At 59.1% G+C, this 11,698-nt stretch carries 13 protein-coding genes; 3 read left to right on the top strand and 10 right to left on the bottom strand.

The features are described 5' to 3' along the window. The first annotated feature begins 3 nt into the window (after positions 1-3). From Dvar_RS10515 to Dvar_RS10505, 3 genes are all read left to right on the top strand, one after another. Positions 4-264, top strand: a complete 261-nt coding sequence (locus Dvar_RS10515; protein ID WP_419661641.1) for a sarcosine oxidase subunit delta — start codon at positions 4-6, stop codon at positions 262-264. Further along, complete coding sequence (locus tag Dvar_RS10510) at positions 261-3,176, top strand: 2Fe-2S iron-sulfur cluster-binding protein (RefSeq protein WP_419661640.1); 2,916 nt, start codon at positions 261-263, stop codon at positions 3,174-3,176. The genes Dvar_RS10515 and Dvar_RS10510 overlap by 4 nt, the downstream gene beginning before the upstream one ends. A 200-nt stretch (positions 3,177-3,376) precedes the next feature. Continuing rightward, complete coding sequence (locus Dvar_RS10505) at positions 3,377-4,018, top strand: sarcosine oxidase subunit gamma SoxG (protein WP_419661639.1); 642 nt, start codon at positions 3,377-3,379, stop codon at positions 4,016-4,018. A gap of 185 nt (positions 4,019-4,203) precedes the next feature. Here Dvar_RS10505 and Dvar_RS10500 read toward each other — a convergent pair whose 3' ends face one another. From Dvar_RS10500 to Dvar_RS10455, 10 genes are all read right to left on the bottom strand, one after another. Beyond that, entirely contained in the window at positions 4,204-5,091 is an 888-nt protein-coding gene (locus Dvar_RS10500) for a F0F1 ATP synthase subunit gamma (RefSeq protein WP_419661638.1), read from the bottom strand. Continuing rightward, complete coding sequence (locus tag Dvar_RS10495; protein WP_419661637.1) at positions 5,045-6,634, bottom strand: F0F1 ATP synthase subunit alpha; 1,590 nt, start codon at positions 6,632-6,634, stop codon at positions 5,045-5,047. The genes Dvar_RS10500 and Dvar_RS10495 overlap by 47 nt, the downstream gene beginning before the upstream one ends. Continuing rightward, on the bottom strand, positions 6,631-7,386 hold the full coding sequence (locus tag Dvar_RS10490) for a hypothetical protein (protein ID WP_419661636.1): 756 nt from the start codon (positions 7,384-7,386) through the stop codon (positions 6,631-6,633). Before Dvar_RS10490 ends, Dvar_RS10495 begins: the two co-directional genes overlap by 4 nt. Before the next feature lie 3 nt (positions 7,387-7,389). Beyond that, positions 7,390-7,668, bottom strand: a complete 279-nt coding sequence (locus Dvar_RS10485; protein ID WP_419664099.1) for a F0F1 ATP synthase subunit C — start codon at positions 7,666-7,668, stop codon at positions 7,390-7,392. Between the two features lie 52 nt (positions 7,669-7,720). Continuing rightward, on the bottom strand, positions 7,721-8,395 hold the full coding sequence (locus Dvar_RS10480; protein WP_419661635.1) for a F0F1 ATP synthase subunit A: 675 nt from the start codon (positions 8,393-8,395) through the stop codon (positions 7,721-7,723). Beyond that, entirely contained in the window at positions 8,379-8,684 is a 306-nt protein-coding gene (locus Dvar_RS10475) for an ATP synthase subunit I (protein WP_419661634.1), read from the bottom strand. The genes Dvar_RS10480 and Dvar_RS10475 overlap by 17 nt, the downstream gene beginning before the upstream one ends. Next, on the bottom strand, positions 8,674-9,000 hold the full coding sequence (locus Dvar_RS10470) for an AtpZ/AtpI family protein (protein WP_419661633.1): 327 nt from the start codon (positions 8,998-9,000) through the stop codon (positions 8,674-8,676). Before Dvar_RS10470 ends, Dvar_RS10475 begins: the two co-directional genes overlap by 11 nt. Next, positions 8,993-9,379, bottom strand: a complete 387-nt coding sequence (locus Dvar_RS10465) for a F0F1 ATP synthase subunit epsilon (RefSeq protein WP_419661632.1) — start codon at positions 9,377-9,379, stop codon at positions 8,993-8,995. Before Dvar_RS10465 ends, Dvar_RS10470 begins: the two co-directional genes overlap by 8 nt. Further along, positions 9,376-10,770: a F0F1 ATP synthase subunit beta gene (gene atpD / locus Dvar_RS10460; RefSeq protein ID WP_419664098.1), complete on the bottom strand. Its 1,395-nt coding sequence runs from the start codon at positions 10,768-10,770 to the stop codon at positions 9,376-9,378. The genes Dvar_RS10465 and atpD overlap by 4 nt, the downstream gene beginning before the upstream one ends. Before the next feature lie 157 nt (positions 10,771-10,927). Then, positions 10,928-11,566: an MBL fold metallo-hydrolase gene (locus Dvar_RS10455; RefSeq protein ID WP_419661631.1), complete on the bottom strand. Its 639-nt coding sequence runs from the start codon at positions 11,564-11,566 to the stop codon at positions 10,928-10,930. Positions 11,567-11,698: the final 132 nt, after the last annotated feature.

The following is an 11,698-nucleotide window of genomic DNA, read 5'->3' as shown; positions in this document are numbered from 1 at the left end:
CTGATGGCACTGACCCTCACCTGCCCCATCTGCGGCAAGCGCAACGGTTACGAATTCCGTTACGGAGGAGAAGACAAGGGACCGCGCCCGGCGGAAGACGGGCTGACGCCGACGGCCTGGTGCGATTACGTGCATATGAACAAGTGCACCATGGGTGTCCAGAAGGAATGGTGGTGCCACCGTGACGGATGCGGCGCTTGGTTCACCACCTATCGCGATACAACCAAAAACATCGAAGTGGAAAATCCGGAGGTGAGCGAATGAACAGGCTTAACCAACTGCCCACGCTCCGCATCGACCCATCGGAAAAGCGGACCCTTAATTACCGGGGCAAAACCATTCAGGGCGTTGCCGGCGATACCGTGGCAACGGCGCTTTTTGCCGGCGGCGTGCGCATCTTTGCGCGCAGCCTGAAGTATCATCGGCCACGCGGGCTCTACAGCCTTGACGGAGAATGCAGCAACACCTGCATGGACGTCGACGGCATTCCCAATGTGCGCACCGAAAACACCCTGCTCGAGGACGGCATGGCGGTCAAGGCCCAGAATGTGGTCGGATCAGCCGAATGGGACTGGCTGTCCTTTATCGACAAATTCAGCTGGATGATGCCGGCGGGTTTCTACTACAAAACCATGCACAAACCGGCCTCCATCTGGCCTGTGGCCATGAAACAGATCCGTAAGGCCGCCGGCCTGGGGGTGATCTCCGCCGATTATAAAATGAAGGGCGATTTCGACGAACAGTATCTTATGGCCGAGGTCACCGTGATCGGTGGTGGTGCCGCCGGCATGGCCGCCGCCCTGGCTGCCGCCGAATCCGGCCGGCGTGTGGTACTGCTCGAATCCCGTCCCTTCCTGGGCGGCTGCTTTGACTACCGGGTAACCCACACCATCGATGGCCAGCCCTTGTATCAGCGAGCCCGTGACCTGGCCGACAAGGTCGAGAATACAGCCAATATCCGGGTCTTCAAGCACACCGCGGTGGTGGGCAGCTACACCAACAACCTGATCACCGCTTTCCAGACCGGCGGTCCTGACGATGCCTTTACCCAGCGCTATGTGGAAATCCGCAGCGACAGCGTGGTGGTGGCCACGGGCTGTATCGAACGCCCCCTGCTCTTCGAGAACAACGAACGGCCCGGTGTCATGCAGGTAGCCTGTGCCCACCGTCTGGCCCGTACTTACGGATTGCTTCCAGGCAAGGCAGCGATCTTCTCCGTTGGCCACGACCTGGGGCTGGAAGCGGCCGTTGATCTGTTCGACCTGGGACTGAAAATCCATTGCGTGGCCGACGCCCGCGAGGACGGCCAGAACCCGCAGCTGCTGCTGGCCCTGGCTGAGCGCCAGATTCCAGTACTTAAAGGTTGGGTGGCCACAAGGGTCAACGGCTGCAAGGGGGTCAAAAAGGTCACCCTGGCCACGGTGGAAGGCACGGTCACCCGTCAGTTCGCCTGCGACCTGCTGGTGGCCTCGGCCGGGCTCACTCCGGTCACGGGCCCGCTGATTCTGGCCGGCGCCAAAATGAGCTACGACAGCCACACCGGTTATTTTCTCCCCAACGAATTACCTGAAAAAATGTTCCCCGCCGGCCGCCTGACCGGGATCAATGATCCGGCGGCCATCGAGGCCTCAGGTCACCTGGCTGGTCTTAAAGCCGCATCGCCCTCCGGCGCCGACATGCAATCAGCCGTTGCCGATGCGCAAAAGGCCCTGGCTGCCCTCCCCAGCCCCGAGCGCGGCTGCAAGCTGGTCACTGCACCGGTAAAGGGCAAGAAAAGCTTCATCTGTTTTGACGAGGATGCCACGATTAAAAATATCAAACAGGCCATCGATCAGGGGTTTGACGTGCCCGAGCTGATCAAGCGTTTCACCTCGGCCGGCACCGGCCCGGGCCAGGGCGGTATTCCCGGGCACAACCTGCCCCTTTATGTGGCCAAATACACGGCGTCCATCAACACGCCGATCCCGACGACCATGCGGCCGCCCATGGTGCCAACCTTCATCGCCACCTACGCCGGCTACAACCACCACATGTTCAAACGCACCCCCATGCACGACGACCAGATTGCAGATGGCGGTATCTTCCGCAATATCGGGGTCTGGCAGCGGGCGCGCTACTTTTCCAAGGACTTCGACTGCAAGGAAGAAATTCTCAATGTGCGTAACAATGTGGGTATGCTGGACGGTTCTACCCTGGGCAAATTCCGCATTCACGGCCCGGATGCGTTAAAGGCCCTGCAGCGGGTGTATGTCTCGGACATGAGCAAGGTCAAAACAGGACGCATCAAGTACTCGGCCATGTGCAACGACGACGGCTGCGTGATCGACGACGGTGTGGTAGTAAAGCTAGACGAAAACGATTACTACTTCACCACCTCTACCGGCCGAGCCGGCCAGACCGTGGAGTGGATGCGCTACCATACCCGCTTTGACGGCTGGGACTTCAACCTGGTCAACCTCACCGACGCCATGGGCGTGATCAACCTCTCGGGCCCCAACGCCCGCAAGGTACTCGAAAAAGTGGTCGACATTGATGTTTCAGGCGAGGCTTTTCCCTTCTCCGGCTACAAGGAATTTCTCATCCAGGATACGATCTTCGTGCGCGCCATGCGGCTGGGGTTCGTGGGCGAGTTATCCTATGAGCTGCATGTCCCCGCATCCTACATGAAAGCGGTGTGGAATATGCTCAAGGACGCCGGCGCCGAGTTCGGCATCCGCAACTTCGGCGTGGAGGCCCAGAATGTGCTGCGCATGGAAAAATGCCACATCATCCTCGGCCAGGAGTCGGAACAGCGTACCAACCTGTTGGATGTGGGGCTGGGATTTTTATGGGATCGCACCAAGACCGATGCCAAGACCGTGGGCGCCGTGGCCCTGCGCCAGGCAGAGAAGCAGCCCGGTCGGCTCAAGCTGGTGGGCATCCGCATGGAGGATGACGACCGGCCGGCCCGGGACGGTGCACTGATCGTGGACAGCAAGGTACGCGGTTATGTGGCTACCATGCGCAAAAGCTTTACCACCGGCCAGGCCATCGGTATGGCCCTGGTGGAATCCCAGCTGGCCGACATCGGCACCCGTTTGGAAATTTTCGAGGACGAGTGTAACGGGGTCAGGCTGTATGCCCGGGTGGTGAAGATGCCGTTCTACGATCCAAAGGGCGAACGTATGAAAAGTTAGTCAGGCATGTTCAGAACCGGCATCTTGCGGCCCAGGCCGGCGTTCTTTTGGCTTGTGCGATCCTCAACGTAGCGAAAACTACGCCTGCGGTCGCACAAGCCCTGCGGCCTTGCCCTGAACCCCCAACCTACCGGTTCTGAACAGCCTGATGGACAACGACAACTCCAATTCATTTTGGAATCCGTAATGAGGAAATGATAATGGTTGAAATAAAACGAGAATCCCCGGTGCGGTTCGACGTCAGGCCCAAATCGAGCGAATTGCAGGGCAACTGGACCGTGGCCCTGGAATATGACGATGAAGGCAGCGGGCCCTGGATTGTGGATCTGGCCCACAAAATCCGTTGGGATCTGCAGGATGGCGACATTGCCGCCCTGACCCCGTGCGATCTGGCCGTACCCGAAGCGCCGGGCCAATCCATCCTGGCAGACGGCACCCTGATAAACCGCATGAACCGCACCCAGGCCTCCATCTGGCACCTGGGGGCATCGGCACCGGCCATGCCCGATGGGGCCTCTTATACCGATACCATCGAGGCGACCGTTTTCCTGGCCCTGTTCGGCCAAAAAATCTTTTTGCTGGCCGAAAAACTGACCAACCTGGATTTCATGAACCCGGCCCAAACAGCCCCTTTCCTGCTGCAAGGCCCTTTTTGCCATGTTCCCTGCCAGATCGTCACCCTGGAGAAAACCATTGACGGCGATGGCGGTTTCTTGCTGGCCTGCAGCCGGGGGTATGGTGACAGCATGGTCCACGCTATCCTGGAAGCCGGTGCCGAGTTCGGGTTGCGCCCGGCTGGCGAAAACCGTTTCAACGGGTGGCTCAACGCCATTCAAGCGTAAGATAATCGACTCATCGTGGAATTGGAAGCGCACGATGATCTGCTATCAACCTTTAGCAATTAGCTTTTATTCGGAAAATCCATTCATCCTAACGGCTAATTGCTAAAGGCTTTTGAAGGAGCTCGATTGTTTTCCGCCAATCAGGGACCAATTCAATTTGGAAGGCCAGGATTCTTATTTTGGCGCTAAATGATGGCAGGATCATCACTGAGGGCTTCGAAGCCGGAGATAATATCCAACAGCTCGTTGGTAATGCCGGCCTGGCGCTGTTCCCTGAACCGGGCCTGCAATTCCTCCAGAAGGTCCAATATATTTTTTTCGGCGGCCTGCATGGCCATCAGCCGCGCCGCGTTCTCGGCTGCCAAGGACTGGGCAAAGGCGCGGTAAAAGGAAATGAACAGATATTGTCTGAAGAGATAGGCGAACATGACGTCCCTGGACGCCCCCAGCATGGGCAGGCAGCGGTTAGGCCAGGGGCTGGAGCGGCGTTCCTCGGCCCAGGATGCATCCAGGGGCAAAATACGCTGAAATACCGGCGTGTATCCCCCGTGCTCACCAAGGACGTGATGACAGACGGCAAACTGCTCCAGTTTTTTTGCCGATCGCCGGGCTTCGATCATGCCAACCACCGCTATAATCTGATCGCTGACGGCATTCAGGCTGGCCGGGGCCGACAAATGGGCATCCGTGGCCCCCAACGCATCGGTCAGAATGCCGTGCATCTTTTCGCCCACACTCCAATAGCCCCAGTTCTCTCCACCGGCCCCCTGCGCCGTGGTTTGTGTCTGGGTGAACAGCCATAAGGATTCATTGAACTGGCCGCACATGCCCTGGTCGGATCCCACCACCAGGCAAATACTGCCCAAACGGCGGGCGGGGCGATCCATCGGACGGCCCATGCGCAAAAATACCGTCCATCCCAGGTCAACCACCTGGCGATACTGCTCGAGCGAGGCAACAGCCCGCTCGAACTGCCGGATATTCACAGCGGCCAGGCTTTTCATCGTCCGCACCACGCCCAACAGGTCATGGGCGGTCTTGATCTTGCGGTTCAGCACTTCCAGGGTCGGCATGATCCTCCTTGAGTGGTCTAAGGGCCGCCGTGATCAAACCGGTCAACCGCTTCCACAATGGATCGTCCTTTGCCGCATGGGACAGGGCGTGATCGAAATCGGCGATCTCGGTCTTGACCGCCTCGATAATCAGGGTCTCGGCCGGTCTCATCTTTTCCTCGTCAATGTCGTCCATCAAGCCCTGAACAACGGCGAACAGCACGGCAACCTGCTCACCGGCGCTCATGGTCGACAGCTCGTGCTGTTTCAGGACCTCCCGCACCCGCCGGCCGTGCCCCAGGGTTTGCTTGGTGCGCGCATCCAATCGGGTACCAAAACGGGCAAAGGACTCCAGTTCCTGGAATTGGGTGTAGGACAGCCGCAGATCGCCGGCCACCCGCCCGTAGGCGGGAAGCTGGGCTTTGCCGCCCACCCGGGACACGGATTTGCCGACATCGACCGCCGGCAGCACCCCTTTTTGAAAAAGATCCGGCGACAGGTAGATCTGTCCGTCGGTAATGGAAATCAGGTTCGTCGGGATATAGGCGGCGATGTTCTGGGCCTCGGTCTCGGCAATGGGCAGGGCCGTAAGTGATCCGCCCCCCAGCATCTGCCGCAGATGAGTGGATCGTTCCAATAACCGGGAGTGGATGTAAAAAATATCGCCGGGAAAGGCTTCGCGGCCCGGCGGACGCCGCAGCAAAAGGCTCAGTTGACGGTAGGCCACGGCATGGCGCGTCAGGTCATCATATACCACGAGCACGTCCCGGCCCTGCTGCATGAAATACTCGCCCAGGGCGGTAGCCGCATAGGGCGCGATGTATTGCAGGCCGGGGGGCGCATTCCCTTCCACCACGACCACCGCGCTGTAACCCATGGCCCCTTGACGATCGAGCAGGTCCACCACCTTGGCGATTCCCGCACTGCGCTGGCTGATGGCACAGTAGATACAGATCACATCCTTGCCCTTTTGGTTGACGATCGTATCCAGGGCCACTGCAGTTTTGCCCGTCTGGCGGTCCCCTAATATCAGCTCCCGTTGCCCCCGGCCGATGGGAATCAGGGCATCGACCACTTTCAGGCCGGTCTGGAGCGGTTTGACCACCGGGGCCCGATCCATGATCGGCGGTGCATCGCCAAGCACCATGCGGCGCTGTCCGGTATCCACAGGGCCCTTGCCGTCCAGCGGCCGGCCCAGGGGGTCCACCACCCTGCCGATCAGCCCCTCTCCCACGGGAACGCTCAGGACGCGGCCGCTGCGGCGCACCTCGTCTCCGGCGCGGACCACTTCACTGGGACCGAACAGAATGATCCCCACCCGGTCGGGCAGGATGTCCAGCACCATCCCGGGAATGTCCGGCCCCGCGCTAACCTGTTCCTCGGCCTGCACCTGTCCCAGGCCATCGGCCCAGACGATCCCCTGCCCCACGGACAGAACGCGGCCCACCTCATCGGTTGTCAGCTCAGCTGTAAAATCATCAACCCCATTTTGGACAGCCTTGTCAACGGACGTCAGAACATCGTCCAATCCGCTTTGCCGCATGTGCTGTGCGTCGTCTTTCATGGTTTCATCCGCGCCTCGCCAAACAGGTTGGCCATGATTTCAGTCTCCAGATCGCCCAGGTAGTCCGCCAGATGCCAGCCCACCTTGCGGTCGCCGACCAGCAGTTGAATGCCCGGCCCCAAATCCGTTGACCACTCAAATCGGATTCCGGCGCTAGCCGGAAACCAGTGGTCAAGTCGGTCCTGCACCAGCCGGGTGTCTGCCGGCGCCAAGGCCACCCCGGAGCGGACGATGATTTCATGGCTGCGGGCCGGATCACCCAACTCCGCTTTGCGGGAAGCCAGCTTTTCAAGAAAAACCCGCAGTACCTGGCGATTCAATTGCTCGTCGGCCAGGTCCCGCAGCACCTTCTCACCAATGTGCATCACCTGGCGCACCATTTGCTGTTTGAGCTGTTCCAGAAACGCCTGCCGGTCCCGGTTCACGTTGGCGATGAAGGTCTGCCGCAGGGCGTCCACCTCTTCCCGGATCGTCGCGACGGCTTTCTCGCGCCACTGGGCCACCTGATCCCGGGCATCGTTCATCATCCGCTCGTGCGCATTCTCTAAGGCGCGCTGTTTCTCTTCCAGTTCCAGGGCTCTGGCGCGCGCCTGCTGTTCCGCCTTTTTTGCCTGGCCGAGGGCCTCGGCCATGGATTTCTCCCGCGCATCAATTGCCGCACGAATCGGCCTGAACAGAAACCGATTCAATAGCCAGATCAAAATGAGGAAATTGACGATCTGGGCGATCACCGTGAACCAGTCGATGAGCACGGTCTATCCTCCTGCCTTGGACAGAAAATAATTCCAGTATGGATTGGCGAAAATGAGAATCATGGTGACCACGAAGCAATAGATGGCCGTGGATTCCACCATGGCCATGCCCACGAACAACGTCCGGGTGATGGTGCTGGTCTCGTCCGGCTGTTGGGCGATCGAGCTCAGTGCCTGGGCCAGGGCGCGCCCTTCACCGATCGCCGGTCCGATGGCACCAATGCCCATGCAAATGCCGGCCCCCAAAACCGAAGCCACGGCAACCCACCCCAATGCATCCATGTATAGTCCTCCTTGTTCGGTGTCTTTGGTCATCCCCGGTGGCCGGATGCTTTCACGCGGATGTGGTCACGTCCATCCCGGCACTGATATACACCGCGGCCAACACGGCAAAAATGTACGCCTGCACCAAGCCCGTCAAAAGCCCTAGCAACTGCATCAGAAGGGGAACGATCAGCGGTGCGATGATGAGCAGAATCGCACCGATCATGGAACTGCTCATCACGTTGCCGAACAGGCGCACGGAAAGCGCCAGGGTCCGGCTGAACTCCCCCAGGATGTTAAATGGCAGCATGAACGGTGTGGGATAAAGATAGTTGCGCACATAGCGTTTGAGCCCGATCGCACCGATGCCATACGCCGGTACCGCCGTGAACACACAAAGGGCAAGGCCGGCGGTGGTGGACAGTGATCCCGTGGGCGGGTCGAACCCGGGAATCACGGCCAGGGTGTTGCACACGGCAATGAACAGGAAAAGCGTCCCCACGAAGGCCGAAAGTCCCCTGGGACGCCGCGGCGAAATCTCACTCAGCTGCTTATCGATTCCCCCCACCACCACCTCCAGTACATGCTGGATCCGGGAATTGGGCACCCCGGCCCTCAGGCGACGGGTGACCATCCATGCGCCCGCGGTGAGCAGGGCCATCACGGCCCAGGTGAACACCATGGTGGTGTTGATCTTTAACAGTCCATATTCCCACCAGATTTGATCGTCAGGAGTAAGGTGCATGACACGCGCCTCCCTTTTCCCGCCCTAAAACACGGGTCAGAACGATTCGGGCCAGAAAAAAACCGGCCAGGGTGCAGAAGAAAAGGCGCAGATCCAGGCGCATCACCCACCAGAAGCCGGCCAGCACCAGGGCCAGGCGAACGACAAAACTAAGGGCCAGGCGGAACGGCGCGCGGCGCTTGCCAATTGTCGTTTTCAGGGTTATCCACAGCCCGCCGAAATAGAAAAGCCCCAACACCATCCCCCCGAAAAAACTTCCCACTATCCGCCAGATGGCTTCAAAGGTCATGATCTTCTCTTTCCCGATCGATGCTGCGCCGTTCGCGGTTCAACCAGAACCATGCATTCAGGCATCCTGCGCCCAGGCCGATTACCAGCAGCATCAGTGTCCATGACAGGGGACCGGGCCATGCAAGGTCGATCCATACCCCCAGAAAGATCCCCAGAACCGTGGGAATGGCCACGGCCCAGCCCACGACACCAAACATGCCCAGGCCGAACCAGATGGGATCTTTTTTTTTCTCCCGGGCCCGCAGCTTGCGTTTCTCGCAGGTTTTCACCGCATCGGAGAAACGCTTGTCAGGCGGTGGATATGAATCAGGCATTTTTTCCGAACTCCACAAACCGGCGGATGAAGTGGGCTTCCAGTCGGGCCACCGCTCCCCGGGCCTGCCGTTCGCGGTCATCCACATCGGCGACAAAACGGCTGACCGCCTTGTGCAGTTCCCCCAGGCTCCCCGAAACCGCCATCCGCGTGGCCACCTGCACCTGCTGGCCCTGCTTGACCAGTATCCCGCCGTTGACGGCCAAAAAATGCTCCCCGCCATCCAAAGTCCAGTAGCTCAGAATGCCGGGGGCCAGCGCCGCCGCCATGTCCAGATGACGCGGACGGATACCAAAGGCCCCTTGCGGCCCTGACGCCACCACCTTGTCCACGGCCTCGTCCAGAAACACATCGGCCGGCAGAATAATCAACAGTTTCATGGTTTGGCCTCCCCGATGGCGCCGATCATGTAAACGGCGCTTTCGGGATACTCCGCGAAGTCGTCGTTCAGGATCCGTTCGCATCCCTCGATGGTGTCGGCAATATCCACCAGTTTGCCGGCAAGCCCCGTAAACTGGGTGGTCGTAAAAAAAGGCTGGGTCAAAAAACGTTCCAGGCGCCTGGCCCGGTAAACGGTCTTGCGGTCCTGGCGGGACAGTTCCTCGATGCCCAGCATGGCGATGATGTCTTTGAGTTCTTCGTAGGTCGCCAGGGTTTTGCGCACGGCCTGGGCCACCTCGTAGTGGCGCGCCCCGATAATCCGCGGCTGCAGCATGATCGACCGCGACTGCAACAGATCGATGGCCGGATAGAATCCCTCGCTGGCGCGCTTGCGGGAAAGCACGATGGACGCGGACAGATGGCTGAAGGTGTGCACCGCCGATGGGTCGGTAAGATCGTCGGCCGGCACATAAACGGCCTGGATGGAAGTAATCGCCGCCTGGCTGGTGCTGGCGATGCGTTCCTCCAGTTCGGCCAGTTCCGTGGCCATGGTCGGCTGATAGCCCATGCGCGAGGGCAGGCGGCCCAGCAGCCCCGACAGTTCCGACCCGGCCTGGATGAAACGGAAGATATTATCGATGAGCAGAAGCACATCCCGCTCAAGATCGTCGCGAAAATACTCGGCCATGGTCAGGGCCGTGTGGCCCACCCGGAAGCGGGCCCCCGGCGGTTCGTTCATCTGGCCGAAAACCATGACCGTGTTGGGCAGTACGCCGGCGGCCTTCATCTCCCGATACAGTTCCTCACCTTCGCGACAGCGCTCGCCGATGCCGCAGAAAATGCTCATGCCTTTGTGCTTACCCACCATGTTGTGAATCAACTCGGTGATCACCACGGTCTTGCCCACGCCGGCGCCACCGAAAAGCCCGGCCTTGCCGCCCCGCTCCAGGGGTACCAGCAGATCAATGGCCTTGATGCCCGTAAAAAACACCGCTTCCGATGTCACCCGCCGGGACAGTTCAATGGGCCGCTGATGAATGGACCGATACACCATTTCCGATAACGGCGGTCCGCCGTCGATAGCCTCACCGAAAAAATTGAACATACGGCCCAGCAAGGCCTCACCCACGGGCGCCTTGAGGGAATCGCCGGTGGTCCAGGCCGGCCCCCCGCGATAAAGCCCGGCAGTGGCGTTGAAGGCAATGCCGCGGACCTGTTGGTCGTTCAGATGAACGGTGGCCTCGATGCGCACCTGTCCCTTATGGCCGGCATGAATCAGGGCATGAATGGGAGGCAGGCGCTCCTCAAATTCAAGGTCCACCACATTTCCGCGCACGGAAATGATCCGGCCTGGGATGCGTTGCTGACCATCGATATGGAAGGAATGCATAGCCATTGCCCTTCCCCTGATACGATAGTATCGCTGCCCTGTTTCTTCCCACAGTGTAAATATTGCTGACAGGGGGTGCAGCCTATTTTTACGAATCTGTCCGGACAGCGACTTTTTACGAGCTCATTAAAATGGTTCATTTCCGGATGAGTACGATTTACTCCCGCACCGGAATCACCACCTCGCAGACACCGGTAAGCGCTTCTTTGAACGTTTGTGCATCAGCCGCCGAGCCCACAATGGAATCGTAATGCATGGGAATGGCGGTACGCGGACCGATGGCCTTGGCGGCCTTTACCGCTTCATCGGCGGTCATCACATAGGTCCCGGAAACGGGCAGCAGGGCAATATCGACGGACAAATCGTTCATCTCGGGAATCAGGTCCGTGTCTCCGGCGTGATAAACCCTGACATTATCGATGGTGACGATAAATCCCAGCCAGTTTTTTGCTTTGGGATGAAACTGTTTGTTGATATTGTAGGCCGGGACCGCCTCGATGGCAATGCCGGATATGGTCAACTGGTCCCCGGGTTTGACAATGCGGATGTCCTGGCAAATATCAGTCAGTTTTGAAGCGGATTCAGGTTCGGTGACAATTACCGCCCCAGGCTTGATCAGCCGGGCAATATCATCCACCGAGCAATGATCATGGTGGGCGTGGGTTATCAGGATGATATCCGCCGCTGTTTTCCCTTGCACCTGAAAGGGATCAATGATCAGGGTGATATCGTCGGTGGTAATTTCAAATCCATCGTGCCCCAGCCATTTGATCCGGTCCAAAAGGGGTGCGAACATGGTTGGCCTCCTCTTTTATTTGTCTATCGGTTATCCTTTGCCTGAAAGGTGTTCATCCAAAAAACAGGCCAATAAGTGAATTATAAATGATAATAGTCTATCACCAACCGTCCCAACATCAAACCCGCTTTT

The organism is Desulfosarcina variabilis str. Montpellier, from assembly GCF_048565275.1.
In the GTDB taxonomy this organism is placed as follows: domain Bacteria; phylum Desulfobacterota; class Desulfobacteria; order Desulfobacterales; family Desulfosarcinaceae; genus Desulfosarcina; species Desulfosarcina variabilis.
This window is presented reverse-complemented; position numbering and strand designations above follow the sequence as displayed.